The sequence below is a fragment of the Aeromonas sp. HMWF016 genome, assembly GCF_963878195.1.
Classification (GTDB): domain Bacteria; phylum Pseudomonadota; class Gammaproteobacteria; order Enterobacterales; family Aeromonadaceae; genus Aeromonas; species Aeromonas lacus.
Map to the genome: position 1 here is coordinate 1 of NZ_CAWNWX010000020.1, position 26,977 is coordinate 26,977.

Below are 26,977 nucleotides of genomic sequence, written 5' to 3' on the forward strand. Positions count from 1 at the left end.
GGCCTGAAGCGTGTGATAAAACTGTTTGGAAATCATGTTGTCGTCTCTTAATCCCTGTTACCAACCACCAGAGGCACCACCGCCCCCAAAACTGCCGCCACCCCCGCTGAAGCCACCGCCAGAGCGGTTGCCAAAGGAGCCAGCTCCAAATCCCCCTGCCATGTAGGCCGAACGACGTCGCCCGCCCGGGCCACCACCGCCTCCTCGCAGGTTATGGAGCACGATCATCGCAATCACCATCAGGATGAATAACCAGGGGCCGCCGAGTTTGTCCTCCTTGCTGGCGTTGTCGGTCGGCTGATACTGGCCGCCCAGCGCCTGCATGATCGCCTGACTGCCGGCAACGACCCCGGCCACCATGTCACCCCGTTTGAATGCAGGCAGGATCCGGGTTTGAATAATGTTGGCGGCAATGGCATCGGGCAGATCACCTTCCAGCCCATAGCCCACTTCGATGCGAACCTTGCGCTCGTCCTGAGCGATCAGCAGCAGGACGCCGTTATCCTTGCCCTTCTGTCCGATCCCCCAGTGCCGGCCCAGCTGATAGCCATACTCTTCGATGGTCTCGCCCTGCAAGCTGTCGACGGAGACCACGACCAGCTGGATGCCGCTGCGTTTTTCAAAGGCGGCCAGCTGCTGGGTTAGCTGGTGGGCCTGTTTGCGGGACATCAGACTGGCTTCATCCACGACCCGTCCGCTCAGCGTCGGGAAGTCCGGTGCCGCTTGCAGGGCACTGGCCCAGAGCAGCAGACAGGGAAGAAACCAGCGCAGCATCATTTTCATTGGAAGCTCACCTTGGGCGCTTCGTCAGCACCGGGTTTGGCACTGAAGCTGGGTTTGGCCTCCAGATCGGAGTAGAGCATCTTGTGCCAGATAACCCCGGGGAAGGTGCGGATCTCGGTGTTGAACTGGCGCACCGCCTCGATGTAGTCGCGGCGGGCTACGGCGATACGGTTCTCCGTCCCTTCCAGCTGGGCCTGCAGGGTGAGGAACTGTTGATCCGCCTTGAGCTCCGGATAACGTTCCACAACCACCATCAGGCGGGAGAGGGCGCTGGTGAGCTGATTCTGCGCCGCTTCAAACTCCTTGAGCTGGGCCGGGTCGCTCACCTGCAGGCTGCCAACCCGGGATCGGGCATCGGTGACCGCCTTGAGGGTCTCCTGCTCATGGCTGGCATAGCCTTTCACGGTTGCTACCAGATTCGGGATGAGATCTGCCCGGCGCTGGTACTGGTTTTCAACCTGTCCCCACGTGGCTTTGACCTGCTCATCCAGTGTCGGGATGTTGTTCATGCCGCAGCCGGTCAGGCCCAGCAGCAGGGTCAGGGTCAGCAGGCTCTGCGTGGTTTTGCGCCAGATTGATATGGCCATCTTGTTGTTCTCCATCATTAATGGCTTGCGAAACAGGGAACCACCATAACAGCTTGGGGTCAGTTGCGACAACGCGCGGGCAGCACAGGCATCTTGTTGATGCTGGACACCTTGGGCAGCTGCGGTTTGTCTTTCAGCCAGGAGGCCAGCTCGGCACCGCAGCCGTTGCCGGGGGGAATAGGCGCTTGCTGCTCGCAATCAGGACTGCCCGTCGGGCAGCGCAGCCGCACGTGAAAATGGCTGAAGTGGCCAACCCAGGGGCGAAGCTTGGCAACCCAGGGTTCATCACCAGCCTGCTGGCAGACCGCCGACTTGATTACCGGATTGACAAAGATGCGGGCCACCTCGGGTTTGCTGGTCGCCAGTCGCAACAGGGTGAGCTGCTGCGGCCCGAAGCGGCCCGGCAGCATCTTATAGCTGGGCTCGTCGATGAGCGCCCACTCCTTGGGGGCATCCTGCTCCCATTTGCTGATGGGGCGGTTGGCCATGCGAAACCAGATGTCGGCATCAAGGCCGGTCTGGTGGCTGCGATGGCCGGTGGTAAAGGGGCCTCCATGGGGCATTGCCAGATCGGCGATATAGAGATCCGGCAATCCGGCCATCCGGGTCTGGTTGGCCAGTGTCTGCAGATAGTGGATGAGGTCGGGATGGCCGTAGTAGCGCAAGCGCTTGGTGCGGATCACCTGATAGCCAGGGCCCTCCAGCGGCAGCGCCATTCCGTTTTTGAGACAGCCGGCGGTGTATCCGCCGATTGCTTCGGCTTGCAACACAGTCGCCAGTAACAGGGACGTCAGCATTTGCGTGCTCCTTGTTTCGCTTCGAGTCGGCTGAGCAGAATAAACAGACTCAAACATATCAATAAATAGGCGGCCGCCACCAGCAGCCAGATCTCGTAAACTAGCCCGCTCGAGTTGGCCATCTCGGTGCCGACGAAGGTGAGCTCCTGCACCGAGATAAGCGAAACGATGGCCGTATCCTTCACCAGTGCGATGAGCTGGCCGGTGAGGGGAGGCAACATCAACAGCATCGCCTGCGGCAGGATCACATGGCGCAGGCGCATCCAGGGGGATAACCCGAGGCTGTGGGCCGCTTCCCACTGTCCTTTGGGGATGGCGGCAAGGCCGGCACGGACGATCTCGGCGACGAAGGCGGCGCTGATCATGCCGACGCAGAGGGTGCCGGAGATAAGATTCTCCCAGCGAGCCGGCGGGCCAAACAGCGCTTCCAGCCAGGGGGCAATAGAGATGTTGCCGAACCAGCTTGAGAGACCGCTCGCAGGCAACAGTTGGTTGGCGATAAAGAAGTAGAAGATGAAGATAAAGACCAGTGGCGGCAGATTGCGGATGAGCTGGATAAAGAGGGTGGCTGGCAGAACCAGAAACGGGCGACGACTAAACGCAGCCACGCCCAGCGCAGTGCCGAGCAGCAGCGCCAGCACCATGCCAAGCAGCGCGATACGCAGGGTAGTGAGCAGACCGCTGAAAAAGTAGGGCGTCTCGCCATGGGGGCCATGAGTAAAGAGCAGAGCGAAGGCATCGTGCCAGTGCCACTCATAGGCGACCCCGATGTGGATGCGGCTGGCCAGCCAGAGTCCCGCCAGTGCCAACAGCAGCACTATGACGCCGTCCAGCCAGCTGAATCGTTTGAGAGTGCGGCTTATCAAGCGTTGCATCAGGGGTTGGCGACCTGTGATTCCCATGCCAGCGACTTGAACCAGTAGTTGTGACGGGCCTTGAGCCAGCCATCGGCCTGTCGGGCGTCGATCCACTCGTTGAACTGCTCGGCCAGCGTGTTATCTCCCTTGCGCAGGGCAAACCCTTCATCGCCCTGAGTCAGCTGCTCGGCAAACGGCATGAACAGGGCATCGGGGTGGCGCAGCGTCTCCTGCTCCGGTTTTGGCGAGGAGGAGAGAGCGCCGTGGGCGCGACCGTTCAACACCTCCTGAAATACCTGAGATTCATCGTCAAACTGGCGCAGGGTTGCCTTGGGGAAGTTGGCCTTGGCAACCTGTACCGGCGACGCGCCACGGCGCACCGCCAAGATCACCCCGCGCTGGTTGAAGTCAGCGATGGTTTTCTTCTCTTTGGCGAGCGAGCTTGAAGCGGCCAGCTGGACGCCCGAGTGGGAATAGGGGTGGGTGAAGTGCACGCTCTTCTCCCGCTCCGGGGTGATGGTGAGGCCCCCGATGATGACGTCATACTTTTTCGCTAGCAGGGAGGGGATGATGCCATCCCAGGCGGTGGGCACGAACTCCACCTGCCAGCCGTGATCGGTAGCGAGGCGCCGCGCGACATCGATCTCAAAGCCGATCAGCGCCCCTTGCTTGTCCCGCATCGCCCAGGGGGCGAAGGTGGACATGCCGACCCGCAGGGTGCCGCTCTGTTCGATCCGGGCCTGGGTATCAGAAGGGGCTGTGTCTGCATGCACCGGTGTCAAGAGGGTCGCTAACAGCAGGGCTGCACCCGATAGCGCGGTTTTGATGGAAATTGTCATGATTGGCGTCCTTGTTGTTCCGGATCCAGATACCGGGCGAGCAGCCGGGCACAGCCGGAGAGGGTCAGCGTTAACAGCAAATAGAGGGCGGCCACGGTGAACCACACCTCGAAAGTCAGAAACGTATCGGCCACCAGAGTACGCCCTTCGTTGGTCAGATCGAAGATGGCTATGACGCTGACCAGTGCCGAATGTTTGATCAGCGATACCAGCTCGTTGGTGAGCGGTGGCAGCGTGATGCGAACCAGCTGCGGCAGGATCACCTTGCGCAGGGTAATGGCACGCGACAGGCCGAGGGTACGCGCCGCCTCCCACTGGCCTTGGGGAATCGCCTTGATCCCCGCCCGCAGCACTTCGGCGGTGAAGGCGCCCTGATAGAGAGAGAGGCTCAGTACGGCGCAGGTCAGTGGCGCCAGCCCCAGCATGGGGCCGAGCAGGAAGTAGAGAATATAGAGCTGCACCAGCTGTGGTGTGGTTCGCACCAAGCCCAAATAGGCGATGGCAAGCAGTGGCCCGAGGCGGGAGGGGAGCAGACGCAGACTCACCACGCAGATCCCGACCGCCAGGGTGCCGAGCAAACTGAGCAGCGCGACCTGCAAAGTCACCAGCAATCCGTTTAGCAGGGGGCCGGCATAAAATGTCCCCTCATCCCACTCGCCTAAAAAAGGCAGCACGCGTGGCCACTGCCACTCATATCCCATCGCTTGCGCGCCGCTATATATGCTCCAGCCGAGCAACAGAGAGAGCACAAGAGTGCCACAGAGCCAGCCGAGCAGCCGCACGGGTTTTGTGTTAGTCATGGTAGCTGAGCACCTGCTCCAGAAAGGCTCTGGTTCGCGGTTGGGCCGGGTTGCCAAACAGCTGGGCGGGTGGTGCCGATTCGATGATCCGTCCCTCGTCCATAAAGATGACCCGATCTGCCACCTGACGGGCAAAGCCCATCTCGTGGGTGACGCAGATCAGGGTCATGCCCTCGTCTGCCAGCTCGCGGATCACATCCAGCACTTCGCGGATCATCTCGGGATCGAGGGCCGAGGTGGGCTCGTCGAACAGCATCAACTCAGGTTGCATGCAGAGGGAGCGGGCGATGGCGACCCGTTGCTGCTGACCGCCGGAGAGCTGGTGGGGGTATTTATCAGCCTGCGCCTGAATGCGTACCCGTTCGAGCAAGCCGAGTGCGCGCTCCCGCGCCGCCTGTGGCGACAATCCCAAGGTGTGCACCGGCGCCACCATCAGGTTTTCCAGCACCGTCATATGGGGAAAGAGGTTGAATTGCTGAAATACCATGCCGACCCGCCCCTTGAGGCGGCGCACATAGGCGGGGCTTACAGGTTCGCCAAAGAGGGATAGCTGGCCGCTATCGATCCCCTCCAGCCCGTTGATGGTGCGGATCAGGGTCGATTTACCGGAGCCCGAGGGGCCGCAGATCACCCACTTTTCTCCCCGCTCTATGGTGAGGTCAATCTGATTGAGGGCTTGAAAGTCGCCGTAGAATTTATTGACGCTACAAAAGCGTACGCAGGGTTGCGAGCTGAGCAAGGAGCAGGTTCCACTGAGAATCATTTACGCCATGGTATTGATTTTATAGGAGGATGACAAAGAAAAGCCCCTTGTCAGTCGCGCTATGGCTATTCACAATGGCGCCATTTCGTGATGACAGGAGCTTTTCATGCCTATTACATCCTTGCTGGCCAACAAGCAGGTGCAACTGCTGATGCCGCCGGCAGTCCGCTATCACTGCGTCATTTTTCTGCTGTTGCTAGTGAGCTGGAGCGTGGTGGCGGTTTCCTTGTGGCATGGTCGGGAGGGGATGGCGCTGCTCAACTGGGTCGGTACCCTCTTTGGCGGCATCATAGCTCTGATGGTGGCCCTGCCGCGCAGCTGGCAACCGTGGCGGCTGGCAGAGCTTGGCTGGGATGAAGCTCACATCTATCTGCTCAATGGCAACAAGAACGAGGCGTTGGCGGTGCCGCGCAGCCAGCTGGTTTACATCGAGCAGGAGCGGCGGGTAGGCCATGATGGCCAGTGGCTCGATTTCAGTCTGGATCTGCAGTTGAGCGAGCCTGAGCTTGTCGCTGCCATGGCACTGCTGGATCTCAAGGCGGGTGAGCTGCATCTGGTCAGCCCCTCTGTCTATCGCTTCGGGTTTAAACGGGCCTGGCATGGCCGCCGCGCTCTGCTGCTGCAGCTGTCGGCGTTACAGCCAGCCTGAACAGACTATTTTCTCGACAATTCCCGGTAAAGCTCGGATACTGCCAGTGACTCGAATTGATCTTGTCTGCACTGTTCACCCAAGAGATCAATCACTTGAAAACAGTGTGGAGAGAGCCACGGCATGAAGCCATGGCAGGGCTGGCATAGGGGTTGTGCCCTTACCGTTATGCTGGTGATTGCATAGAGAAGGCACCTTGAATCGAGAGTGGATGGCATGAAGATTTACGTAGGTAATCTGTCGTACCGCATGACGGCCGACGAACTGAAAACTCTGTTCAGCCAGTTTGGACAGGTCGACAAGGTTGATATCATCATCGACCGCGATACAGGCCAGTCAAAGGGGTTTGGTTTCATTGAAATGCCGGCCAACGCTGACGCCGAAAAGGCGATTGCGGGCCTGCATGGCACTGAAGTTGGTGGGCGCACCGTAACGGTCAACCAGGCCAAACCGAAGACAGATGCCCCCCGTGGCCGCCCTCAGCAGCGCCATCGCTAAGGTGCCTCAGTAATGCAAAACGGCATGGGTTATCCCCATGCCGTTTTTGTTTCTGGCGGTTTTCACTTGTATTAGGGTACGTCGTAACCGAGCGCAGCCTTGCGAATGCGGAACCACTGCTGACGATCAAGTTTGATGTACTCTGATGCAACGGCGGCAGCAATCCGTTCCCGCTTACCTGAACCGATCAGCGGCAGCGGCTGGCTTGGCAGCATCATGACCCAGGCATAGACTACCTGTTCGATGGTCTGGGCTCCCACTTCAGCGCGGATCCGATCAAGCTCAGCCCGCAGCGGCTCGCAAGCGTGATCGTTGAACAGCCGGCCACCGCCCAGGCATGACCATGCCATCGGCTTGATATTGAGCTGTTGGCATTGGTCCAGAGTGCCATCGAGCGTCCCCTCCTGATGCAGCGGCGAGATCTCCAGCTGGTTGGTTACCAGCGGGAAGGAGAGGCGGGATTGCAGCAGTTCAAACTGGCGCGCGGTGAAGTTCGAGACACCGGCATGCTTGATCTTGCCAGCCTGCTTCAGGGTGATGAAGGCATCGGCTACCTCATCGGCGTTCATCAGGGGATCCGGACGGTGGATCAGCAGCAGATCCAGATAGTCGGTGCCGAGCTTGTGCAGCGAGGCTTCGGCACTGGCGATGATATGGCTCTTGCCGGTGTTGTAGTGGTTGAGAGCGTGCTGCGGTTTGGCGGTGAGGGCGATACCGCACTTGGTGACGATCTCCATCCGGTCGCGCAGGGAAGGCTCAAGACGCAGGGCGTTGCCAAAGGCCTCCTCGCACTGGTAGCCGCCGTAGATGTCGGCGTGGTCGACTGTGGTAACTCCCAGATCCAGATGGTATTTCATCAGGTCGAGCAGAGCTGCCGGGGTGAGATGCCACTCCATCAGGCGCCAGTACCCCATGATGATACGGGAGAAGGTGGGGCCTTGTGGATGCAGGCTGACGCGGGATACAGACATGGTTGACTCCTTGAAAGGTCAGAAAGATAAATTGCGGCTGCCGGCATCTTGGCCCCATGTTGCTGGCAAAGCAATAATGTGGATTGGCACGGTTCGTACTTTAGTTCTGATTGGAGAGTCACAGATGGATGGGTTTGCCGAGCGGCTGCAGAGTCTCATCGGGGAGGGGAGCATCAGCGCTTTTGCTCGCAAGGTAGGATTGAGCGAGGCGCTGATCCGCAAATACCTGAAAGGGGCTGAGCCCGGGTTGGCGCGGGCCAACCAGATTGCGATGGGGGCCAACTGTTCGCTCGAATGGCTGGCAACCGGCTGCGGTTATCTCTATCGACAGGCTGAGGTAGTTGATAGAGAGGCGCTCGGGGCGGCGCAGCAACTGCTCCAGGAGCAGCAACCCGAGCTCGCGCTGCCGGATGAGGAGGCGCTGGTGACCATGCTCGCCTTCTACCAGTTTTTGCGCACCCATAAAAAGGGGGATGGTTTTCTCGATCTGGCGCTGGCCCGCGAGTTTGGCCGGCATATGGGGGAAGCTTAGGTGGGTTAACGAGCGTGTTGAGGCCTGGTCACGGGCCGCGATTATTCTGATACGCTCTAAACAAATTCATGAACCAGGGAATGGCGATGAGTTATCTGATCCTCGGAAGCGGTGCGCTTGGCTCGGCGCTGGCAAGAGAGCTGATGGTAAGGGATGAGACCTTTCTGCTGGCTGGGCGCGACTATCCAAAAGGGCTTCCTGTCGGATCCTTTTTCCCGCTGCAGGAGGTCGACGTCATCTCGTTTGATGCGCTGTTTACGACCTATGAAGTGGATCCGCTCCCCTCTGTCGTCATCAACACCATAGGGCTGCTCCATGATGCCCGCTCCATGCCGGAGCGACGGGTGGAGGAGGTAGTGCCCAAATGGTTGTGTGACAGTCTGCTGGCCAATGCCTGGCCGACGCTGGCTTTGGCGGCTCGCCTGAGCCGGATGATGAAGGATGATCACAAGGTCTGGCTTTGTGCCATCTCGGATCTGGCAGGCTCTATCAGTGCCAATGTGTCGGGGGGCCGCTACAGCTATCGGATGAGCAAGGCGGCGCTCGATATGGGGGTCAAGACCCTTGCTCTTGAGTGGGCGGAACGTTTTGCACAGGCGGGGGTGATTGCGGTCGCGCCCGGCTTGATGGACTCTCCGATGAATGCTCCTTTTCTGGCTGAACTGCCTGCAGACCAGCTGCAGGATCCTGCCGAGGTGGCGAGCAAGCTGCTCAACCTGATCGATGGCTTGTCTTTGTCTCAATCGGGTCAGCTACTGGATCTCAACGGTCAGCAACTCCTCTGGTAAAGGGAGTTGCATGGCTATCTGTGCCCCCATTTACCTCACATAATCCGGCCTCTCCCCTTGCCAAACAGGGGGGGCATGGCTAACGTCACTCTCCTGTTTCAGGAGGGATCTCATGCGCTATATCGATTTACGAAGTGATACGGTTACCCAGCCGACTGATGCCATGCGTCAGGCCATGCTCCATGCCGAAGTCGGTGACGATGTCTACGGCGAAGATCCGAGCGTCAATGCGCTGGAAGCATATGGGGCCAAGTTGCTTGGCAAGCAGGCTGCTCTGTTTGTGCCATCGGGAACCATGTCCAATCTGCTGGCGGTCATGAGCCATTGCCAGCGCGGTGAAGGCGCTATTCTTGGCGCTGGCGCCCATATCTACCGGTTTGAAGCGCAGGGGAGTACGGTGCTCGGCTCTGTGGCGTTGCAACCGCTGCCTATGCAGCGTGATGGCACTCTGGCCTTCGACGACATCAAGGCCGCTCTGGCGCCAGACGATGCACATTTTGTTCAGACTCGCCTTATCTGCCTTGAGAACACCCATAACGGCAAGGTGCTGCCACTCTCCTACCTGCAAGAGATGGGGGCCTTCGTTGCTAAGCATGGTCTGAAACTGCATCTCGATGGGGCCCGGCTGTTCAATGCGGCCGTTGCCAGTGATATCCTGGCGGAGGTAATTGCCGCGCCGTTTGACAGTATATCCATCTGCCTCTCCAAGGGGCTGGGAGCGCCGGTGGGATCTCTGCTGGTCGGTGATCGTGACTTTATCGCCCGGGCACGTCGTCTGCGCAAAATGGTAGGTGGTGGCATGCGTCAGGCGGGGATGCTGGCACAAGCAGGCCTGTTTGCCCTCGAGCAACATGTTGCGCGCCTGGCTGATGATCATCGCCGAGCCAAACGGTTGGCCGAAGGTTTGGCTGCGCTGCCTGGCATCGAGCTCGATCTCTCGCTGGTGCAGAGTAACATGGTATTTCTACGCCTTGCCAAAGGGGAGCCGGCACAGCTGCTCGCCTTTATGAAGGAGCGGGGCATTCTCTTCTCCGGTTATGGCGAGCTGCGGCTGGTGACGCATCTGCAGATCAATGACGACGATATCGAAGAGGTGATCGATGCCTTTACCGAGTATCTCGGGGGGCGTTGATAGCGCTTGGTGATACAGACTCTCGTTTATAGCGAGACTTGTTTATATCGAAATAACACAGGGCGCCGCGGCGCCCTGTGTTATTGGCTACAACCTCAAGCCTGCCGCTGGCCGCTCATCAGCATGGCCTCATCGGTGGCATCGTAGATCATCACCGCGATGTGGGTCACCTGACCACCGAAATCGGCGAGTGGCACCAGCGTCAGGTTCTGGAACATATGGGGGGCCGAGCCGGTGATGGGGCGGTAGTTGGAGAAGCGCAGCAGATAGGGTTTCTGTTCCCAGGTGCTGAAGGCGCGGTTGTTCAGCTTGAACACCATATTGGCCTTGCGCTCGAACCAAGCCCGATCCACATCGGGGAAGAGGTCGAACAATACGCCATCGCGTACTTCGCCAGCCAGCCGCCCGCTGTGGCTCTCCATAAAGCCGTTCCACACCTGAACCTTGTACTCCTTGTCGAGCACCACCAATCCTACGTCCAGGTTCTGGACTATGTTCATCAACCAGTGAAATTCGCGGATTTCCATAGTCACTCCTAGAGCATGTGCATGATTTTGTTGTTCATGGTGGCGATGGAATCTTCGGTAAACAGCAGCAGCAGATCGCACTGTACTGCGTAATCCTGGATCCGGTAGTTGATCTCGATGGCTAGGGTGCGGCGCCAGCGACTCTTATTGGTGTTGATGAGCTCGTTGATGGGTCTGTGTTGGCCGAGAACCACCGGGTGGCCCTGACTGAAGGGGGTGTCGAGCTGGTTGGCGTAGCCGCGCAGGAAGGCGCCGATCAGCACGTTGGCGGTATCCATCAGCAGCTCCAGCTCGGCAGTGCGATCCAGCGTCCCCTGATGGTTCATCAGCTTGGCCAAATCTTTGAAGCTGGAGTCATGGAACAGGATCAGCGCTTCGCCGGCGATCCCCGCTCCGATAAAGCCCTGACAGACGGCGGAGAGAGTATCCGAGTCGGCTGCGGCAGAGAGGGCCATATGCAACTCTGATACTTCCAGCACGTTGACGTTCGGGATCGGCAATACCACGAAGGCGTTGAGCAGCCGGGCCAGCAAGTCGGCGGCCTGGCCCATGGAGACGTTGGCCAGCTCCTGATAGACGTCGCGGATCTCCGGAGTGATCTTGACGCCTGCATCGGCGACGACGCCACCGGTTGGCGCCGCAGCCGTTGCGGCTGTGTTGCCTGGCTCTGCACTCCAGAAACCGTGCTGTTTGAGCAGGGCAAGCAGGGTTTCGGGGGCCGCGGGTTTCTTGATGAAATCGAGCGCACCCAGTCCCATCACCCGTTGGTAGGCTTCTGGCTGGATATCCCCGGAGACCACGATGACCTTGTTGCGCAGCCCCTCCCGCTGGAGGGTCTCCAGCACGCCATAACCATCCATTTCCGGCATGGTGAGGTCGAGAAAGATGAGGTCACCATGGCCCATCAGCACCTGCTCGATCCCTTCAAGACCATTGGCTGCATAGTGCAAGTCGACTTTCCAGTCGGCGGGGAGGGCCCGCGCCAACTGTTTGCGGGCGAACCCGGAGTCATCACAGATCAATACATTCATGGTGTTAGGCAGGCTCTGTTGGCAAGGAATGCTATTAAGTGTGGCCCGCTAACGGTCAGATGCAATGGGTGAGGGTATCACCTTGTGAAAATTGATTGTCCCACTGTCTGTTGCGATAGCGCGCGGAATATTTTTCAACAAATTCAGCAAACATCTTAACACGCAACGGGGCGAACTGGTGCTGGCAGCAGAGCATGTAGAAGGGGCGATTGCCGGTTTGCCAGTCTGGCAGCACGGGGCGCAACTGCTCATCCTGCAAGAAGCTATGCACGTAGTGGAGCGGAGCGTTGACGATCCCCAGATGGCGTCTGGCGGCACGCACGGCCGCCTGGGTCTGGTTAACCGCCAGCTTGGCGCCCCGTTTGATGCAGACAAGCTGCCCCTCCTTGTCGGTCAGCTGCCAGTGCTGGTGAGGCCAGCAGTAGATGAGATCGTGCTCTTCCAGCTGATTGGGGTGGGCTGGAGTCCCTTTTTTGGCCAGATAGAGCGGTGAGGCAAAGAGCCCGTACTCGATGTGGCCAAGACAGCGCGCATTGGGCAGGGATTGGGGCAGCTCACCGTTGAAGAAAACCAGATCCCGGTCGTTATCGAACAGGTGCTGGTGATCGTTGGTCTGGGAGATCTCGAATTGCACCGCGGGATAGTGCAACCCGAACTCGGCCAGCATATCGATCAGGATGGTATTGGAGAGGGCGATGGGCGCCGCAATCCGGATTATGCCGGAGATGTCGGCCTCTTTGCCCTGGATCTCGCCGGTGGCCTGTTCGATTTCGCCAAGCGGGGTGCAGAGGCGTTCATAGTAGCGCAGCCCCTCGTCGGTCATCCGAAGTTTGCGGGTCGAGCGGTGTAGCAGGGAACATCCCAGGTGCTCTTCAAGCTGGGATATGCGTCGACTGATGGTGCCTGTTGGCATGCCCAGTGCGGCTGCGGCGTGGGAGAAACCTCCCTCTTGCACCACCTTGACGAACAGGTAGAACTCTTCGATGTGCTTCATAAACGCTGTTCTTGGTGTAACAAGGGGGCCACCTTAAAAAGAGCATTCAGGGTTGGCAAGCGTAATTCAGCGTTTAATTGATCTGGGTTCGATTTCTATTGATACTATTTTGTTACTCACTTTTATAGGTAGTGTGAAGGCTAGCTGTTGGTCCGAGCTGGAGAGGTTCGGTTCGCAGGGTGCTGATTGGCGATAAAGGATGTGCTGATCTGCAAAATAGCCGTTATCTCTTGCCAGAAACTGCAACCGGTGGGTGACAGAGGGGATGATGGCTCCCTCTAGCCGTCTATTTTCCGTCGCAAGAAAATGTGAGCCAGATCATATATTCGCAGTTTTGTCTCTTTTCAAACATAACTTGAATTTATGAACCGACATTTTGCCGTTATTGCTTCATTTTTGAACATGCCGGCGTCTTTTTGTCTGTTTAACCATCCGCTTGGTTAATTAATGAAAGTTTTATCGCAGAGTAGAGAGATAGTTATTGTTTTTGATTAGTTTATTGATAGTAAACATATTGTATTGAATTGAAAAATTGACATGTATGGTCTCGAGTGAGCAACTCTTAGTGCTTGTTTTATCTGAGAAAAAAAGATAAAAATTGAACAAGCAATGTTTTTTGACAGACTGAGCTTCGGATTAAGTCATTGCCGATAATTCAAGATATGCTGAGCTGTCGTCGATATATGAAATGGTTTTCCTGCTCTTGACCATGTTAGTGAGATACGAGTCGAGAGATATTTGCATCTTGCATTCTGCCAGTGGCAGCTTGCGTGATCCGTTTTCCGGTGGCCAGTGACCCTCCCGCATGAATGACATTAACCAGATGAATACGCTTGATGAACGGTTACTGAAAACCATGGACGTGCTGCATACACCGATCTGGGTGTATGACATCGAGCATCACCATATTTTCTGGGCAAACCGTGCCGCACTCTTGGTGTGGGAGGCGGCCTCCCTTGACGAGTTGTGCGCGCGGGATTTCTCTGCCGATATGGCAACCGCCATCGATCTGCTGTTGCAGCGCTATCTCGGTGATTTTCAGCTGGGGCGCAGCTACAACGAGTGGTGGACCCTCTCTCCAAAGGGGATCAAAAAGCAGATCTACCTGCGTCTTTCCGGGGTGCAGATCGCGGGGCGTTTGATGATGATGACCGAGGCGGTGCTCGACTCGGATACCCTCTATCAGGAATCTTCTCTGGCGACTGGCGATACCCTGGCCTGTCTGTTTGACAGCAAAGGGGCGTTCGAGAGCGGCAATTACCACTTCGAGATGTGCTTTGGCCACCGGATCACCCAGCTCTCCCAGATTTTTGCCAACAAGGATGGCGGCTTTTACCAGAAGCTGTCCCGTCTTGATGAGGTGGTGACCGAGGGGGAGTGTCGTACCCTCAAGGGGATGCGCTGGTTCCAGTATCAGTTCCGTTATATCCAGCAAGGGGCGCGGATCCTGCTCACCATGCGGGATATCACCGATCGCAAGCTCGAAGAGCTGGAGCATCGCCACCTTGCCTGGCACGACTCCCTGACCGGATTGCTCAACCGTTATGGCTTGATGAAATCCCTCGAAGCCTATTGCGGCCTGGGCGAGCGTTTTGCGCTGGTCTTCATGGATCTGGATAACTTCAAGCTGGTCAACGACAACTACGGTCACAAGGCTGGCGATCGCCTGCTGGAGCGGGTCGCAGGTCGCCTCAAGCAGATTTGCCCGCGAGACGTGGAGCTGGCGCGCCTTGGTGGAGACGAGTTTACTGCGCTGGTACCGCTTGGCAGCAACGGCGAACGGGCTCAGGAAATCGCCGATCAGATGCTCTCCCAGATGACTCGCCCGCTGCAACTGAGCGGCCTGCCGGAAGTGACCATTGGCGGCAGTATCGGTATTGCCATCTATCCCGATGACGCGGATGACGGTGACAATCTGATCACCCGAGCCGATATGGCCATGTATCAGGCCAAGCAGATGGGGCGGCTGCGCTGGCAGCGTTTTACTCCCAGCATGCAGCAGACCCTGCAGCGCAAGTTGAACCTCAAGCAGTTCCTGGCCAAGGCAATTGGCCGACAGGAGCTGAGCCTCTGTTACCAGCCGCAGGTGGATACAGCAAAAGGCGCGCTGATTGGCTACGAAGCGCTGCTGCGCTGGTACAACCCGATACTGGGTCATGTCTCGCCTGTGGAGTTTATTCCGCTGGCCGAGGAGATGGGGCTGATCCGCGAGATCGGCAGCTGGGTGCTTGGCACCGCGCTGGCCCAGGTGGCGCAATGGGAAAAGCAGTTTGGCAAGCGAGTGCCCGTTTCGGTAAACCTTTCCGGTTTCCAGCTATCTTCCTCGTTGCCGGTGCAGGTGCGTCAGCAGCTTGAGCTGTATGGCGTTGAGGCATCACTCCTGACTCTGGAGCTGACCGAAACCGTATTGATGCTCGATATGAAGGGGTGTCTCGGTATTCTGGATGCCTTGAGCGATCAGGGGATCAATATCGCCATCGATGACTTCGGCACCGGCTACTCGTCACTGGCCTACCTTAATCGGCTACCTATCGACACCATCAAGCTGGATCGCTCCTTTGTGGTCGGGCTCAATCTGCCGGTGATCCGGGCGACGGCCGCTATGGCTACCAGTCTTGGTCTCGGTATCATGGCCGAAGGGGTAGAGGAGCCACACGAGCTTGATGCGCTGCAGACTCAGGGGTGCCATGTGTTCCAGGGCTATCTCTTCAGCAAGCCGCTGACGGTGGCGCAAGTCGAGGAGAGCGGCTTTGTGGTCGAATGTCCGGTAGGGCGTTATCCACTGGTCAGCATTTGAATGGCAGGATAGCGAATGTGCGTCAGGCCACAATTTGGCATTTTATATTGATTTAATTAATCGAAATTAATCAATTCTTTGTAGTGCGTCATAGGTGTTAACGGTAAGGATTGCTAGCATGCGGCCTCTTTTTAGGGAAGGAGTACCGCAATAATGAGTCATGCTGCAACCAAGGCCCATCCGGCCAGCCCGCCCAGTGGCTGGCTGAATCGTTTCCTCAATGGCGTCGAGAAAGCCGGGAACAAGTTACCCGACCCCGCCATGCTGTTTCTCTACGCCTTGCTGATCGTTTGGGTCGGCTCCTGGGTGTTGTCCCAATTCCAGTTTGATCTGGTCAATCCCCGTACTGGCGAAGCGGTAGTGGTCAACAACCTGCTGACTGGCGCCGGTCTGGCCGAGTTTCTCTCCACCATGGTCACGACCTTTACCGGCTTTGCCCCGTTAGGCATCGTGCTGGTGGCCATGCTGGGGGTAGGGGTGGCAGAGCAGTCCGGTTTCATCAATACCGGTCTGAAAAAGCTGCTGAAAGTGACCCCGGCCCGTTTCCTCACCCCCATGTTGATCCTGGTGGCCATCGTCAGTCATACCGCAGCGGATGCGGGTTATGTGCTGGTGATCCCCATCGGTGGCATCATCTTCCACGCCGCGGGTCGTCATCCGCTGGCGGGTATCGCTGCCGCGTTTGCCGGTGTTTCAGGCGGTTTTGCCGCCAACTTCCTGCCATCCGGTGGCGATGCATTGCTGCAGGGCTTTACCCAGTCTGCTGCCCAGATCCTTGACCCGGAGTACATGGTCAATACCCTGTGCAACATCATCTTTACCGGTGCATCCTCCCTGCTGATCATCTGCGTCGGCTGGTTTGTCACCGAGAAGGTGGTGGAGCCCCGCCTCAAGCATGTCGAGCTCAATGACGATCTGGAGAGTGCCGACGAAATGGGCCGCTATACAGCTCAGGAGAGCCGTGCTTTCAACTGGGCCGGGTTTGCCATGCTGGCTGCCATCGTGCTATTGGCGCTGGCGCTCTCACCGAGCGATTCACCGCTGCGTGCTGCCGATGGTTCGCTGACCACTTTTGCCGCCCCCGTGATGAAATCCATCGTGCCGCTCATCTTCCTGCTCTTTATCCTGCCGGGGATTGTCTACGGCTTCGTGGCGGGCAACTTCAAGAGTGGCAAGGATGTGATCGACGCCATGTCGGCCACCATGAACAAGATGGGCTCCTACATGGTGATGGCTTTCTTCTGCGCGCTCTTCATCAAGGCGTTTGGCGATTCCAATCTGGGCACCCTGCTGGCCCTTTCCGGTGCCGAGGTGCTGCATGCACTGGCGCTGCCCGGTGAAATCACTATTGTCGGGATGATCCTGCTGACCGCGACCGTCAATCTGGTGGTGGGGTCGGCATCCGCCAAGTGGGCGCTGATCAGCCCCATTCTGGTGCCGATGCTGATGGCTGTCGGGATCTCCCCCGAGCTGACCCAGGCGGCATACCGTGTCGGTGATTCCGCCTCCAACATCATCACCCCGTTGATGGTCTTCTTCCCGCTGGTGGTGGTCTATTGCCAGCAGTATGTGAAGAGTACCGGGATAGGTACTCTGGTCTCCATGATGCTGCCTTACTCGCTGGCCTTCCTGGTGAGCTGGACCATCTTCCTGCTGCTCTACTGGGCGCTTGGCTTCCCGCTCGGGTTGCAAGCACCGTATGTCTATCCGGCCCCCTGAACGGGGTATGCGAGGGAGCCTTGGGCTCCCTCGTTTTTTTCGCTATGGTGTTACCTCACTCTGGAGGTGCCATGAATCAGACCATCGATCTTATCCTTTCCCATCGTTCCATTCGTCAGTTCACTGCCGAGCCCATCAGCTCGCAGCAGCTGGATGCCATTCTGGCCGCCGCCCAGTCGGCATCGACCTCAAGTTTTCTGCAGGTGACCAGCATCATTCGGGTGACCGAGCCTGAAGCGCGCAAGCAGCTGGCACAGCTGGCGGGCAATCAGTCCTATGTTGAACAGGCGGCGGAGTTTCTGGTGTTTTGCGCCGACTACCACCGCCACAGCCAGATAGTGCCAGATGCCCAGACCGGCTATGCGGAGCAGCTGCTGATCGGTGCCATCGACGGTGCCATCATGGGGCAAAATGCCCTGCTGGCGGCGCAGTCGCTGGGGCTGGGAGGGGTTTATATCGGTGGTCTGCGCAACCATCCGGCCGAGGTGAGCGAGCTGCTGGGTTTGCCTGACCGGGTGATCCCGCTCTTTGGTCTCTGCCTCGGTCATCCTGCCCAGCAGCCTGAGCAGAAACCCCGGTTGCCACGGGCATTGGTTGTACATCAGGAGCGCTATCAGCGCGAGCTGGATCGCGACCTGCTGGCTCGGTACGACCAGCAGATCGAGGCCTATTATCAGGCTCGCAGCAGCAACAACAAGCAGCAGACCTGGAGCGGCCAGATCCGCGCCATTCTGACCAAGGAGTCCCGTCCTTTTATGCTGGGCTTCCTGCAATCCCGAGGCTTTAACCTCAAGTAATGAGCCTGATGGGCGATACTAAAAGGGAGCGTACATCTTGTGCGCTCCCTCTTGATCCTGCCATCTCCCCGGGAGCCGCCGCCCAGCTTGGTGACAAATCGTGGGCAAGGGGGGATCTGCAGGCTACCTTAAGTGGGTAAGCTGTTGTAGGATCACGCAATTGGATTGGGACAGGGGTTTGAACATCCTATGATTTTAACTTTGGTATTGCTGTCTATTGGCGCACTCCTGTTTTTGGTTATCGCCTATAACGTGGTGCAGCAATATAAGCAGAAAGCTGAGTCGGACAAGCGCCACGCGGTTGCCAGACACAAAACGGTGGCTGACGAGACCGAAGAGGTGCTGCTGAACGTCAATCTGGTGCCCTTTTCCAAAAACATGGTGCTGCTGATGCAACACCGCATTCTGGATGCCTATCGCGCCATTGCCCAGGTGATGCCAAACAGCCAGATCAAGCAGCGCATCATCGATGTCCAGACCCAGATAAAGAATGTGCAGGAGAACTACAGCGCGCAGGATGAGGGGCACTTCAAGACGCCCGAGTCCGATCGCCAGGCCATCCAGATGCTGCAGCTGGTCAAGAAGATGCGGGCCGTGCTGCGGGTCGAGCACAACAAGGGCAAGATTGATCCGCAAGGGTTTGCCCAGGAAGATCGCCGCCTCGAGCTGATGCAGCTCAAGATCAACATCTCGAATCTGGTCAAGCGGGCGATGGATGCCCGCATTCAGGGCCAATACGGTACTTGCCGCCAGCTCTACACCAAAGGGCTCTCCGCCATGGCCAGCGTAGTGGACAAGGATCCCTATCTGCTGGCTCGTGAAGAGGATATGCGGCAGGGGCTCAAGGAGCTCGAAGAGCTGCAGCAGCAAAACAGCGCGCAGGATCTGCAAAACATCAAGGACAAGGAAGCCGACGAGCTTGATGTCCTGTTTCAACCCAAGAAGAAATGGTAAGCATGTCTCACCCACTCGATTCTACTCTGGGGCCGATGGCCCCTTTTGTTGCCCGGTTGCTGGCTGAATTGGCCGAATGTGGCCTCTCTTTCGCTGAACCTCACATCGACCACCTCTGCTATCGTGCCGCCACCTTGCCCGAATATCAGCACCTAGACGAGCTGCTGGCAGGGGCGGGAGAGTTGCTGGTGGAGGGGATGATCGGCGGTCGTCCCATCGCTACTTATCAGCTGCATCAGCCAGTACAGGTCGGAGCGGTACGAGTTCCCTGTATCGAGCTGGCCGCGCCCAAACCGGGCCGCACTCATCAGGCCGGGCTTGAGCATATCGAGCTGGTGGTGCCTTCTCTTCAGGCACTGGTGGAACGCCATCCCGAGCTTCCCTTCAAAACCGGAAATCTGCTGGATAGTCGCAATCCTGATGTGGCTTTGATGCTGCCTTCCGGACAGATCAAGTTTCACCTGCGCCCGCTGGCGGAGGTGATCGCCGAAGAGGTGGCCACTGGCGCCGTGGTGGCGGTGCCTGACGACTATTTCGAGACGCACTAAGCGCTTGGCAGATTGATATCGCTAGAAGAGAGGGGCACCCGGGTGTCCCTCTCTTTTTCTTTGTTTACGCAAAGTGGTGAGGCGTCAGCCCATGCTCGCTGCGTTGTTTCAGGCGGCCGAGCCAGATCCCAAGGCCTGCGGTCAGGAGCAGCACCAGCTCGATCCCCAGCACCAGTCCGCCCAGCCCTCCCTTTTCCCAGAAGGGGTGGAGGTAGAGCCCGCCCAGACTGGCGCCCAGATAGTAGGCCACCAGATAGAGGGAGGAGGCGAGTGCCCGGTTGTGCTCGACATGGTGGCCGACCCAGGCGCTGGCGCAGGCGTGCGCCATGAAAAAGCCGAAGCTCGAGATGAGCAGGCCGCTCAAAATGGCGGGTAGGTCTCCCTGCAGCAAGCAGAGGCTACCGAGCGCCATGAGGGTAATGCCGCCAAGCAACATGCGCAGTGCTCCCCAGCGATTGGCGCAGCGGCCGCTGAGAGAAGAGGCGACAGTGCCCGAGAGATAGGTGAGAAAGAGCATGCCGAGCCACTGGGTCGGCAGGGAGAAGGGGGGCTTGGCCAGCAAAAAGGTGAGATAACTGAACTGGTTCAAAAAGACCATGAAGTTGAGCCCGCCAATCAGATAGGCACCCACCAGCAGCGGATTGGTCAGATGACCACGCAGGGCGCGGGCAAACTGGCCTGGGGCCGGATTGACGGGAACAAAACGAGCCTGTTTTGGCAGTAGCCAGAAGACCAGCGGCAAGAGCGACAGGCTGATCACACCGACCCCGAGGAAGGTGTGCTGCCAGTCGCCAAACCAGCCGGCCAGCAGCCCCCCCACCACGCGTCCTGCGATCCCGCCAAGGGAGTTGGCGGCGATATAGACCCCGACCGCCGAGAGCAGTGCCCGTTTGCTGAACTCCTCACCCATATAGGCGATAGCTGTTGCCGGTAGGCCCGCCAGCAGTGCGCCTTGCAGCACGCGCAGTATGAGCAGGGTGCGAAACTGCTCGACGAGAGGGATCAGCAGGGAGAGCAGGATGGCCAGGGTGAGGGTTCCCAGCATGATCTGGCGACGGCCGTGGCGATCCGCCAGTCGGGCACAGAGCAGCAGGGAAGCTGCCAGCCCGGCGGTACAGCCCGCCAGCGTCCAGCTGGCGGCGAGCGAGTTGACCGAGAAGACCTGAGCCAGCAGCGGGAGCAGGGGATGGGTTTGATAGAGATTGAGAAAGACCAGAAAGGATCCCAGGCTGAGCGCCAGGGTGGCGCGTATCCATTCACGACTACCGGCTTCGATCATTGCATATCGTCCTGACCATTTTTCATCAGGGTAAGGCACGCACTCATATAAATATAATATATTTAAGTTATCCATCTCATAAGATGAATTGATACATGGATCTGAAACAACTCACCTATCTGCTGGCGGTCAGGGATGCCGGCTCTTTTACCCGGGCGGCCCACAGCCTGCATGTGGCCCAGCCCGCCATCAGCATGGCCATTGCCAAGCTGGAGCAGCAGCTCGAGCTGCGCCTGTTCGACCGTCAGGACAGGGCGGTACGGCTGACGCCGGAGGGGGAGGTGCTCTGTCGCCACGCCGAGCGTCTGTTGTTGCAGATGCACCAGGCTGAGGCCGAGATGGCTGAGCTCAAGGGTCTGGAGCGGGGGGAGGTGCGTATCGGGATCCCCTACATGATGGGCTCTTACTACTTTCCTTCGCGCCTGATGGCTTTCAAACACCGCTATCCCGGACTCAAGATCCGGGTGGAGGAGGCGGGCACCCGGGAGCTGCTGAGCCGGATGGTCGATGGCACTCTGGATCTGGCGATTCTGATCACCAGTGATCTGCCCCCGGCCATTGAAGGGGCCCATCTGCTGAGCGAAGAGATGCTGATGGTGGTGGGGGAGGAGCATCCGTTGCGCGGCGCAGCATCCGTCACACTCACCCAGTTCTTTACTCAGGAGCTGGCACTGTTCCGGCGTGGCTTTTACCACCGGGAACACATGGAGGCGTTGGCACAGAAGCTCGGGGTCGAGCCTGACATCGCCTTCGAGAGCAACCTTATCCCCCTGCTCAAGGCGGTAGTGCGTCAGGGTTTTGCTGTGACCACCTTTTTACGGATGGTGCTCGAGGAGGAGCCGGACTTGTGCGGCGTGCCTTTCGAACCTCCGATTTTCCTCGATCTCTGCGTAGCGTGGCGGCGGGGTGATCCTCTCTCCATGGCCAACCGCGCCCTGCGCGATTTCTTGCTCAAAGATCGCCCAGCCTGATGGGGCCGGGCTGTGTCGACAGTGGGCTGGCCAAAGTTGATTACTATTAGTGGTGTCTCCGCCAGAGGATTGCGCCATGAAGCTGCAGCAACTGCGTTATATCGTCGAAGTGGCGAATCACGGCCTTAATTTGTCGGCGACGGCCGAGAGCCTCTACACCTCCCAGCCCGGGATCAGCAAGCAGTTACGGATGCTGGAAGATGAGCTTGGCATCCAGATCTTCGAGCGAAGCGGCAAGCATCTGACCCGGATCACCCCGATCGGTCAGGAGGTGATCAAGGTCGCGACCGATGTGTTGGAGAAGGCGGCAACTATCAAGACGATGGCGAGGGCTCATATCCACCCGGAACAGGGACAGCTCACCGTCGCCACGACCCATCTGCAAGCCCGCTATATACTGCCCGACCTAATCAAGGGATTTGTCGCCCGTTTTCCCAAGGTGACGCTCACCCTGATGCAGGGAGATGCAGCAACATGTTGCTGTGCCCTGCAAAGCGGTAGCGCTCACCTGATGTTGCTTGATGATATCGAAGATCATCACGACGAGGGGTTGCTGATCCTGCCGAGCTTTCGCTGGCTGCGGGGTCTGGTGGTGCCGGCGGGCCATCCTGTGGCGGCTCGCTCGCCGAGTTCACTGGCTGACTTGGGCAATGTGGCGCTGATCAGCGACGGACGATCATTGGCACCAACGTCAGCCCATGAGGAGCATCGCATTGTCTGTCTGGCCAGTGACAGCGACGTGCTCAAAACCTATGTCAGGCAGGGGATGGGGTTTGGCATCATGGCGATGTTGGCTAGAGAAACGGGTCGCGACGATGATCTGGTGATGAAGGCGCTGCCCGATCTGCCGGCCGGTATGGCGGCTATTGGCCTGCGCAGAGGGGCATTCGTGCCAGCCTATCTTTATGATTTCATTGCGCGGCTTGTACCGACGCTCAGCCATGAGCGGCTTGATGAGTATCTTGCCGCACCTAATCAGCGGGAGTGGCAGGCGCTGCTGGCCACCTTGCCCGAGCGCTGAGAAGCCTGTAGTCCAAATAAAAAAACGCCTCCGCAGGGAGGCGTTTTTCATTGCCAGCCAGCATCACTGTCAGCCAACATCACTTTTTCAACATGTGATCCAGTTTGCTGGCCTTGGTCGAGAGGTAGAATTCGTTGTGGGGATTGCGCCCCTCCTGCAGGGGCACTCGCTCGGCCACCGGAATGCCAAAGGATTCCATCGCCTTCATCTTGCGCGGGTTGTTGGTCATCAGCTTGAGGGATTGCACCTCCAGCTGTTTGAGCATGTCGGCACAGATGGTGTAGTCGCGCATGTCGGCGGCAAAGCCGAGCGCTACGTTGGCCTCAACGGTATCGGCACCCTGATCTTGCAGGTGATAGGCGCGGATCTTGTTCAAAAGACCGATACCGCGACCCTCCTGACGGACATACAACAGCACGCCACGGCCCGCCTTGGCGATGTTCTCCAATGCGGCCTGCAGCTGGAAACCGCAATCACAGCGCAAGCTGAACAGGGCGTCACCGGTCAGACATTCGGAGTGAATACGCCCGAGAACGGGTTCGGCTCCAGTGATATCGCCCATCACCAGGGCTGCGTGATCCTTGCCTGTGCCGGTTTCCTGAAAACCTACCAGCGTGAAAGTGCCCCAAGGGGTTGGCAACTTGGATTTGGCCACTAGGGTAACGCTGCTCATAGGTTGCTCCTTACTACAACTGCTCAGAAAAAGGGGCCCAGTTTAGCGCGCCTTCTGGATGACGACCATAAGAACAAGCCCCTGCAGTGATTAATGAAATAGTGAAGCAAATCAACAGATGGCGTCGTTGGTATCCCTATTTTCCCCTTTTGCGCAAATCTGGTGACAGATAACTGCCAGCGCCGGCACATTCGGGTATAATCGGCGCCCATTAACTCGCTCCAAGGAGCGGGAGCAACATTGTGCAGGAGAGAAGTTATGCCTCAGATGGCCCCCGTAATGACAATTGATGGCCCAAGTGGTGCGGGCAAGGGCACCTTGTGCCAGTTGCTGGCAGAAAAGCTGGGTTGGCACCTGCTCGACTCCGGCGCCATCTATCGGGTGTTGTCACTGGCTGCCCTGCACCATGATGTCGAGCTCGATTCCGAAGCCGCGCTGGTGCCGCTGGCCGCCAATCTGGATGTGCAGTTTCAGGTGGAAGGTGATCTGGTCAAGGTGATCCTGGAGGGGGAGGATGTCTCCCGTACCATCCGGACCGAACAGGTCGGGAACGCCGCCAGTAAAATAGCGGCATTCCCGCGCGTGCGTGAAGCGCTGCTGCGCCGTCAGCGGGCATTTCGTCAGGCGCCTGGCTTGATTGCCGATGGTCGCGATATGGGCACAGTGGTTTTTCCTGAAGCTGAAGTGAAGATTTTCCTCGACGCAAGTGCTGAGGAACGGGCCCAGCGCCGCTATAAGCAGTTGCAAGATAAGGGCTTTGATGTTAACTTTGAGTGTCTTTTAACCGAGATCCGTGAGCGTGACGATCGCGATAGAAATCGCGCCGTTGCCCCCCTGAAACCGGCAGAAGATGCTCTCGTGGTGGATTCAACTGCCATGACCATAGAAGAGGTACTGGCAACAGTGCTCGCCTATGCAGAGCAACAACTCGGAGATGCCAGCGCAAGCTGACATCCGGTCGTCTGCACCATGGATGGCGCAGATTATTAAAAACAACCCCGCTTGTGCTGGATGACAAGTGGATGTTTCATTTGTGACATAAACTAATGATCGAATCTTTTGCTCAACTCTTTGAAGAGTCCCTGAACGCCGTTGAAACCCGTCAAGGTTCCATCGTCAAGGGTACTGTCGTTGCTATCGAGAACGGTTTCGTACTGGTTGACGCCGGTCTGAAATCCGAGTCCGCTATCCCGGCTGAAGAATTCAAGAACGCCATGGGCGAGCTGGAAATCAACGTAGGTGACTCCGTTGACGTGGCTCTGGACTCTATCGAAGATGGTTTCGGCGAAACCAAGCTGTCCCGCGAAAAAGCCAAGCGCCACGAAGCCTGGCTGCAGCTTGAAAAAGCTTACGAAGAGCAAGCTACCGTTATCGGTATCATCAACGGCAAGGTCAAGGGTGGTTTCACCGTTGAGCTGAATGGCATCCGTGCCTTCCTGCCGGGTTCTCTGGTTGACGTGCGTCCGATCCGTGACACCGCTCACCTGGAAAACAAAGAACTCGAGTTCAAAGTCATCAAGCTGGACCAGAAGCGCAACAACGTTGTTGTTTCCCGTCGCGCAGTGATCGAAACCGAGAACACCTCCGAGCGTGAAAGCCTGCTGGCTAACCTGCAAGAAGGTCAAGAAGTTAAGGGTATCGTCAAGAACCTGACCGACTACGGTGCATTCGTAGATCTGGGCGGTGTTGACGGCCTGCTGCACATCACCGACATGGCGTGGAAGCGCGTTAAGCATCCTTCCGAAATCGTCAACGTTGGCGATGAGATCGCTGTCAAGGTTCTGAAGTTCGACCGCGAGCGTACCCGTGTATCTCTGGGTCTGAAGCAACTGGGCGAAGATCCGTGGGTTGCTATCGCCAAGCGTTACCCGGAGACCACCCGTCTGTCTGGCCGCGTGACCAACCTGACCGACTACGGCTGCTTCGTTGAAATCGAAGAAGGCGTTGAAGGCCTGGTACACGTATCCGAGATGGATTGGACCAACAAGAACATCCACCCGTCCAAAGTTGTTAACGTTGGCGACGTGGTTGACGTGATGGTTCTGGACATCGACGAAGAGCGTCGTCGTATCTCCCTGGGTCTGAAGCAGTGCAAATCCAACCCGTGGCAGCTGTTTGCCGAAACTCACGCCAAAGGCGACCGTGTTTCCGGCAAGATCAAGTCCATCACTGACTTCGGTATCTTCATCGGTCTGGACGGCGGCATCGACGGTCTGGTTCACCTGTCTGACATCTCCTGGAACAACCAGGGTGAAGAAGCAGTTCGTGAATTCAAGAAAGGCGACGAAATCGAAGCTGTTGTTCTGCAAGTTGACCCGGAGCGTGAGCGCATCTCCCTGGGCGTCAAGCAGATCGAAGAAGACCCGTTCAATAAGTACCTGTCTGACAACAAGAAAGGTGCTATTGTGAAGGGTAAGGTTACCGAGGTTGATGCCAAAGGTGCCGTTATCGAACTGGCTGACGGCGTAGAAGGCTACCTGCGTGCCTCCGACGCTGCCCGTGACCGCGTAGAAGACGCCACTCTGGTGCTGTCTGTTGGTGACGAAGTTGAAGCTAAATTCATGGGCGTTGATCGTAAGAACCGCACCGTAAGCCTGTCTGTCCGTGCTAAGGACGAAGCTGACGAGCGCGTTGCTATCGATAACCTGAACCAGCAAGAAGAAGTTGTGTTCAGCAATGCTATGGCTGAAGCGTTCAAAGCCGCCAAGGGTGAGTAATCCTTGATGCAAGAAAAGGGCGGCATTGCGCCGCCCTTTTTTATCCTGGCAAAATGATTATTGCATGTGATCGGGGAAGGAGATTTAACGTTATGACCAAATCAGATCTCATCGAACAACTGGCAGCCAGCCGCATGCATATGCCGGCCAAGGATGTCGAAGCCGCCATCAAGGAGATCCTTGAGCAGATGGCGTCGACCTTGCAAAACGGCGACCGGATTGAAATCCGTGGATTCGGCAGTTTTTCACTGCACTATCGTGCCCCTCGTGTGGGCCGTAACCCCAAAACCGGGGACAAGGTTGAACTGACCGGGAAATATGTCCCGCACTTCAAGCCTGGCAAAGAGTTGCGCGAGCGCGTCAACATCATCGAATAATGCGAAAATGGGCATACCTCGGGTATGCCTTTTTTGTTTTTGGCACACAAATCGTGCCAACCATCTTGTTTATCAAACTCTTTTCCCATTCACTCTAGAGTCTGCCTGCGATTTTAAGGATAATCAGCCTCTCATTAGATACTGACAGGGAGCTCTTATGAAGCGTGTTTTGGCCCTCATTCCGCTGGTGCTGGTGTTTGTCCTCACCCTGGCGTTAGGCTCACAAAATGGCCAACTGGTTCAGTTCAATTACCTGATTGCTCAGGGCGAATTCTCCCTCGCCATGTTGCTGGGATTCTTTTTTGCCGGTGGTTTCATGCTGGGCTGGCTGGTATTCGGCCTGCTTTTCCTGCGCTTGAAGCTGCAAAACCGCACCCTCAACCGCACCATGCGTCGTCAAACCCGCGAGTTGGAGCTGGCCCGTTCAGCGGGTAAGGAATAATGTTCCTCAATGCTTGAACTGCTTTTCCTGCTGCTGCCCATTGCCGCCGGTTATGGTTGGTACATGGGGCGCAGGAGTGTTCGCCAGGACACCCAGAAACAGAGTAACCAGTTTTCCCGCCAATATGTGGCGGG

General features: G+C 57.7%; 29 protein-coding genes and 1 pseudogene. 17 read left to right on the forward strand and 13 right to left on the reverse strand.

Annotation, left to right across the window (positions count from 1 at the left end):
* Window positions 1-57 precede the first annotated feature (57 nt).
* From AACS24_RS02180 to AACS24_RS02210, 7 genes are read right to left on the reverse strand one after another with little or no spacing between them, the layout of a single operon-like run.
* Window positions 58-783: a TPM domain-containing protein gene (locus AACS24_RS02180; RefSeq protein ID WP_033114532.1), complete on the reverse strand. Its 726-nt coding sequence runs from the start codon at window positions 781-783 to the stop codon at window positions 58-60.
* Complete coding sequence (locus AACS24_RS02185) at window positions 780-1,385, reverse strand: LemA family protein (RefSeq protein ID WP_033114570.1); 606 nt, start codon at window positions 1,383-1,385, stop codon at window positions 780-782. The genes AACS24_RS02180 and AACS24_RS02185 overlap by 4 nt, the downstream gene beginning before the upstream one ends.
* 44 nt (window positions 1,386-1,429) lie before the next feature.
* Complete coding sequence (mepA, locus tag AACS24_RS02190; protein WP_033114533.1) at window positions 1,430-2,167, reverse strand: penicillin-insensitive murein endopeptidase; 738 nt, start codon at window positions 2,165-2,167, stop codon at window positions 1,430-1,432.
* A complete protein-coding gene (locus AACS24_RS02195; protein WP_258223057.1) occupies window positions 2,161-3,042 on the reverse strand; it encodes an amino acid ABC transporter permease in 882 nt (293 codons plus the stop codon). The genes mepA and AACS24_RS02195 overlap by 7 nt, the downstream gene beginning before the upstream one ends.
* Entirely contained in the window at window positions 3,042-3,863 is an 822-nt protein-coding gene (locus AACS24_RS02200; RefSeq protein ID WP_108572232.1) for a transporter substrate-binding domain-containing protein, read from the reverse strand. Before AACS24_RS02200 ends, AACS24_RS02195 begins: the two co-directional genes overlap by 1 nt.
* A complete protein-coding gene (locus tag AACS24_RS02205; RefSeq protein ID WP_108572233.1) occupies window positions 3,860-4,663 on the reverse strand; it encodes an amino acid ABC transporter permease in 804 nt (267 codons plus the stop codon). Before AACS24_RS02205 ends, AACS24_RS02200 begins: the two co-directional genes overlap by 4 nt.
* A complete protein-coding gene (locus tag AACS24_RS02210) occupies window positions 4,656-5,426 on the reverse strand; it encodes an amino acid ABC transporter ATP-binding protein (protein ID WP_108572234.1) in 771 nt (256 codons plus the stop codon). The genes AACS24_RS02205 and AACS24_RS02210 overlap by 8 nt, the downstream gene beginning before the upstream one ends.
* Window positions 5,427-5,532: 106 nt before the next feature.
* On the opposite strand from AACS24_RS02210, the gene AACS24_RS02215 reads away from it, so the two are divergent.
* Together AACS24_RS02215 and AACS24_RS02220 are read left to right on the forward strand one after the other, a co-directional pair.
* Window positions 5,533-6,075: a hypothetical protein gene (locus AACS24_RS02215; protein WP_108572235.1), complete on the forward strand. Its 543-nt coding sequence runs from the start codon at window positions 5,533-5,535 to the stop codon at window positions 6,073-6,075.
* Between the two features lie 216 nt (window positions 6,076-6,291).
* Window positions 6,292-6,573 (forward strand): RNA recognition motif domain-containing protein, encoded by a 282-nt coding sequence (locus tag AACS24_RS02220; protein WP_071910610.1) that lies wholly within the window; start codon window positions 6,292-6,294, stop codon window positions 6,571-6,573.
* A gap of 71 nt (window positions 6,574-6,644) precedes the next feature.
* Here the strand turns inward: AACS24_RS02220 and AACS24_RS02225 are convergent, their stop codons facing one another.
* Window positions 6,645-7,544: an aldo/keto reductase gene (locus tag AACS24_RS02225; protein WP_108572237.1), complete on the reverse strand. Its 900-nt coding sequence runs from the start codon at window positions 7,542-7,544 to the stop codon at window positions 6,645-6,647.
* Window positions 7,545-7,668: 124 nt separating this feature from the next.
* On the opposite strand from AACS24_RS02225, the gene AACS24_RS02230 reads away from it, so the two are divergent.
* From AACS24_RS02230 to ltaE, 3 genes are all read left to right on the forward strand, one after another.
* A complete protein-coding gene (locus tag AACS24_RS02230; protein WP_108572238.1) occupies window positions 7,669-8,076 on the forward strand; it encodes a transcriptional regulator in 408 nt (135 codons plus the stop codon).
* 86 nt (window positions 8,077-8,162) lie between these two features.
* Window positions 8,163-8,864 carry an SDR family oxidoreductase gene (locus tag AACS24_RS02235; protein ID WP_108572255.1) on the forward strand — a complete coding sequence of 234 codons (702 nt, stop codon included), beginning with the start codon at window positions 8,163-8,165 and terminating at the stop codon, window positions 8,862-8,864.
* Between the two features lie 112 nt (window positions 8,865-8,976).
* Window positions 8,977-9,996 carry a low-specificity L-threonine aldolase gene (gene ltaE / locus AACS24_RS02240; RefSeq protein ID WP_108572239.1) on the forward strand — a complete coding sequence of 340 codons (1,020 nt, stop codon included), beginning with the start codon at window positions 8,977-8,979 and terminating at the stop codon, window positions 9,994-9,996.
* 95 nt (window positions 9,997-10,091) lie between these two features.
* On the opposite strand, the gene AACS24_RS02245 is transcribed toward ltaE, so the two are convergent.
* The 3 genes from AACS24_RS02245 to AACS24_RS02255 are packed head-to-tail and all read right to left on the reverse strand — an operon-like array spanning window position 10,092 to window position 12,548.
* On the reverse strand, window positions 10,092-10,523 hold the full coding sequence (locus AACS24_RS02245; protein ID WP_033114543.1) for a PAS domain-containing protein: 432 nt from the start codon (window positions 10,521-10,523) through the stop codon (window positions 10,092-10,094).
* Window positions 10,524-10,531: 8 nt separating this feature from the next.
* Entirely contained in the window at window positions 10,532-11,554 is a 1,023-nt protein-coding gene (locus AACS24_RS02250) for a response regulator (protein WP_043851470.1), read from the reverse strand.
* Between the two features lie 55 nt (window positions 11,555-11,609).
* Complete coding sequence (locus tag AACS24_RS02255; protein ID WP_033114545.1) at window positions 11,610-12,548, reverse strand: LysR family transcriptional regulator; 939 nt, start codon at window positions 12,546-12,548, stop codon at window positions 11,610-11,612.
* Window positions 12,549-13,404: 856 nt separating this feature from the next.
* Here AACS24_RS02255 and AACS24_RS02260 point away from each other — a divergent pair.
* The 5 genes from AACS24_RS02260 to AACS24_RS02280 all read left to right on the forward strand — a co-directional run bounded on the left by AACS24_RS02260 (window position 13,405) and on the right by AACS24_RS02280 (window position 19,363).
* Window positions 13,405-15,345, forward strand: a complete 1,941-nt coding sequence (locus tag AACS24_RS02260; protein ID WP_033114547.1) for a putative bifunctional diguanylate cyclase/phosphodiesterase — start codon at window positions 13,405-13,407, stop codon at window positions 15,343-15,345.
* 153 nt (window positions 15,346-15,498) lie between these two features.
* A complete protein-coding gene (locus AACS24_RS02265) occupies window positions 15,499-17,064 on the forward strand; it encodes an AbgT family transporter (protein ID WP_033114548.1) in 1,566 nt (521 codons plus the stop codon).
* Window positions 17,065-17,135: 71 nt separating this feature from the next.
* Window positions 17,136-17,861, forward strand: coding sequence for an oxygen-insensitive NADPH nitroreductase (gene nfsA / locus AACS24_RS02270; protein WP_108572241.1), 726 nt, complete (start codon window positions 17,136-17,138; stop codon window positions 17,859-17,861).
* Window positions 17,862-18,050: 189 nt separating this feature from the next.
* Entirely contained in the window at window positions 18,051-18,815 is a 765-nt protein-coding gene (locus AACS24_RS02275) for a hypothetical protein (protein WP_033114550.1), read from the forward strand.
* The gene (locus AACS24_RS02280) at window positions 18,809-19,363 is read left to right on the forward strand and encodes a VOC family protein (protein WP_181364284.1); all 555 of its coding nucleotides are present in this window, start codon (window positions 18,809-18,811) and stop codon (window positions 19,361-19,363) included. The genes AACS24_RS02275 and AACS24_RS02280 overlap by 7 nt, the downstream gene beginning before the upstream one ends.
* Window positions 19,364-19,427: 64 nt before the next feature.
* On the opposite strand, the gene AACS24_RS02285 is transcribed toward AACS24_RS02280, so the two are convergent.
* Window positions 19,428-20,642 (reverse strand): MFS transporter, encoded by a 1,215-nt coding sequence (locus tag AACS24_RS02285; RefSeq protein ID WP_108572243.1) that lies wholly within the window; start codon window positions 20,640-20,642, stop codon window positions 19,428-19,430.
* Window positions 20,643-20,737: 95 nt separating this feature from the next.
* Here AACS24_RS02285 and AACS24_RS02290 point away from each other — a divergent pair, with 95 nt between their 5' ends.
* Both AACS24_RS02290 and AACS24_RS02295 read left to right on the forward strand, forming a co-directional pair.
* The gene (locus tag AACS24_RS02290) at window positions 20,738-21,613 is read left to right on the forward strand and encodes a LysR family transcriptional regulator (RefSeq protein ID WP_108572244.1); all 876 of its coding nucleotides are present in this window, start codon (window positions 20,738-20,740) and stop codon (window positions 21,611-21,613) included.
* 76 nt (window positions 21,614-21,689) lie between these two features.
* Complete coding sequence (locus tag AACS24_RS02295) at window positions 21,690-22,634, forward strand: LysR substrate-binding domain-containing protein (RefSeq protein ID WP_108572245.1); 945 nt, start codon at window positions 21,690-21,692, stop codon at window positions 22,632-22,634.
* Between the two features lie 79 nt (window positions 22,635-22,713).
* Here the strand turns inward: AACS24_RS02295 and ribA are convergent, their stop codons facing one another.
* Window positions 22,714-23,307 (reverse strand): GTP cyclohydrolase II, encoded by a 594-nt coding sequence (gene ribA, locus AACS24_RS02300; protein WP_033114555.1) that lies wholly within the window; start codon window positions 23,305-23,307, stop codon window positions 22,714-22,716.
* Window positions 23,308-23,565: 258 nt separating this feature from the next.
* On the opposite strand from ribA, the gene cmk reads away from it, so the two are divergent.
* From cmk to AACS24_RS02325, 5 genes and pseudogenes are all read left to right on the forward strand, one after another.
* Window positions 23,566-24,258 carry a (d)CMP kinase gene (gene cmk / locus AACS24_RS02305; protein WP_033114556.1) on the forward strand — a complete coding sequence of 231 codons (693 nt, stop codon included), beginning with the start codon at window positions 23,566-23,568 and terminating at the stop codon, window positions 24,256-24,258.
* A gap of 95 nt (window positions 24,259-24,353) precedes the next feature.
* Window positions 24,354-26,024, forward strand: coding sequence for a 30S ribosomal protein S1 (gene rpsA / locus AACS24_RS02310; protein ID WP_005299919.1), 1,671 nt, complete (start codon window positions 24,354-24,356; stop codon window positions 26,022-26,024).
* 92 nt (window positions 26,025-26,116) lie between these two features.
* Entirely contained in the window at window positions 26,117-26,401 is a 285-nt protein-coding gene (ihfB, locus tag AACS24_RS02315) for an integration host factor subunit beta (RefSeq protein ID WP_005299934.1), read from the forward strand.
* Between the two features lie 157 nt (window positions 26,402-26,558).
* On the forward strand, window positions 26,559-26,843 hold the full coding sequence (locus AACS24_RS02320; RefSeq protein ID WP_033114557.1) for a LapA family protein: 285 nt from the start codon (window positions 26,559-26,561) through the stop codon (window positions 26,841-26,843).
* A gap of 9 nt (window positions 26,844-26,852) precedes the next feature.
* Window positions 26,853-26,977, forward strand: a pseudogene (locus AACS24_RS02325) (lipopolysaccharide assembly protein LapB); the annotation flags it as partial.

What these genes read in the sequence shown, in the direction of transcription:
- AACS24_RS02265 (WP_033114548.1), top strand. Translation starts at nt 15,499, where the DNA reads ATGAGTCATGCTGCAACCAAGGCCCATCCGGCCAGCCCGCCCAGTGGC.
- cmk (WP_033114556.1), top strand. Translation starts at nt 23,566, where the DNA reads ATGCCTCAGATGGCCCCCGTAATGACAATTGATGGCCCAAGTGGTGCG.
- ltaE (WP_108572239.1), top strand. Translation starts at nt 8,977, where the DNA reads ATGCGCTATATCGATTTACGAAGTGATACGGTTACCCAGCCGACTGAT.
- AACS24_RS02275 (WP_033114550.1), top strand. Translation starts at nt 18,051, where the DNA reads ATGATTTTAACTTTGGTATTGCTGTCTATTGGCGCACTCCTGTTTTTG.
- AACS24_RS02255 (WP_033114545.1), bottom strand. Translation starts at nt 12,548, where the DNA reads ATGAAGCACATCGAAGAGTTCTACCTGTTCGTCAAGGTGGTGCAAGAG.
- mepA (WP_033114533.1), bottom strand. Translation starts at nt 2,167, where the DNA reads ATGCTGACGTCCCTGTTACTGGCGACTGTGTTGCAAGCCGAAGCAATC.
- AACS24_RS02260 (WP_033114547.1), top strand. Translation starts at nt 13,405, where the DNA reads ATGGACGTGCTGCATACACCGATCTGGGTGTATGACATCGAGCATCAC.
- AACS24_RS02180 (WP_033114532.1), bottom strand. Translation starts at nt 783, where the DNA reads ATGAAAATGATGCTGCGCTGGTTTCTTCCCTGTCTGCTGCTCTGGGCC.
- AACS24_RS02320 (WP_033114557.1), top strand. Translation starts at nt 26,559, where the DNA reads ATGAAGCGTGTTTTGGCCCTCATTCCGCTGGTGCTGGTGTTTGTCCTC.
- AACS24_RS02245 (WP_033114543.1), bottom strand. Translation starts at nt 10,523, where the DNA reads ATGGAAATCCGCGAATTTCACTGGTTGATGAACATAGTCCAGAACCTG.
- ihfB (WP_005299934.1), top strand. Translation starts at nt 26,117, where the DNA reads ATGACCAAATCAGATCTCATCGAACAACTGGCAGCCAGCCGCATGCAT.
- AACS24_RS02195 (WP_258223057.1), bottom strand. Translation starts at nt 3,042, where the DNA reads ATGCAACGCTTGATAAGCCGCACTCTCAAACGATTCAGCTGGCTGGAC.
- AACS24_RS02220 (WP_071910610.1), top strand. Translation starts at nt 6,292, where the DNA reads ATGAAGATTTACGTAGGTAATCTGTCGTACCGCATGACGGCCGACGAA.
- AACS24_RS02230 (WP_108572238.1), top strand. Translation starts at nt 7,669, where the DNA reads ATGGATGGGTTTGCCGAGCGGCTGCAGAGTCTCATCGGGGAGGGGAGC.
- ribA (WP_033114555.1), bottom strand. Translation starts at nt 23,307, where the DNA reads ATGAGCAGCGTTACCCTAGTGGCCAAATCCAAGTTGCCAACCCCTTGG.
- AACS24_RS02280 (WP_181364284.1), top strand. Translation starts at nt 18,809, where the DNA reads ATGGTAAGCATGTCTCACCCACTCGATTCTACTCTGGGGCCGATGGCC.
- AACS24_RS02295 (WP_108572245.1), top strand. Translation starts at nt 21,690, where the DNA reads ATGAAGCTGCAGCAACTGCGTTATATCGTCGAAGTGGCGAATCACGGC.
- AACS24_RS02200 (WP_108572232.1), bottom strand. Translation starts at nt 3,863, where the DNA reads ATGACAATTTCCATCAAAACCGCGCTATCGGGTGCAGCCCTGCTGTTA.
- AACS24_RS02290 (WP_108572244.1), top strand. Translation starts at nt 20,738, where the DNA reads ATGGATCTGAAACAACTCACCTATCTGCTGGCGGTCAGGGATGCCGGC.
- AACS24_RS02185 (WP_033114570.1), bottom strand. Translation starts at nt 1,385, where the DNA reads ATGGAGAACAACAAGATGGCCATATCAATCTGGCGCAAAACCACGCAG.
- AACS24_RS02285 (WP_108572243.1), bottom strand. Translation starts at nt 20,642, where the DNA reads ATGATCGAAGCCGGTAGTCGTGAATGGATACGCGCCACCCTGGCGCTC.
- AACS24_RS02205 (WP_108572233.1), bottom strand. Translation starts at nt 4,663, where the DNA reads ATGACTAACACAAAACCCGTGCGGCTGCTCGGCTGGCTCTGTGGCACT.
- nfsA (WP_108572241.1), top strand. Translation starts at nt 17,136, where the DNA reads ATGAATCAGACCATCGATCTTATCCTTTCCCATCGTTCCATTCGTCAG.
- rpsA (WP_005299919.1), top strand. Translation starts at nt 24,354, where the DNA reads ATGATCGAATCTTTTGCTCAACTCTTTGAAGAGTCCCTGAACGCCGTT.
- AACS24_RS02250 (WP_043851470.1), bottom strand. Translation starts at nt 11,554, where the DNA reads ATGAATGTATTGATCTGTGATGACTCCGGGTTCGCCCGCAAACAGTTG.
- AACS24_RS02215 (WP_108572235.1), top strand. Translation starts at nt 5,533, where the DNA reads ATGCCTATTACATCCTTGCTGGCCAACAAGCAGGTGCAACTGCTGATG.
- AACS24_RS02235 (WP_108572255.1), top strand. Translation starts at nt 8,163, where the DNA reads ATGAGTTATCTGATCCTCGGAAGCGGTGCGCTTGGCTCGGCGCTGGCA.
- AACS24_RS02210 (WP_108572234.1), bottom strand. Translation starts at nt 5,426, where the DNA reads ATGATTCTCAGTGGAACCTGCTCCTTGCTCAGCTCGCAACCCTGCGTA.
- AACS24_RS02225 (WP_108572237.1), bottom strand. Translation starts at nt 7,544, where the DNA reads ATGTCTGTATCCCGCGTCAGCCTGCATCCACAAGGCCCCACCTTCTCC.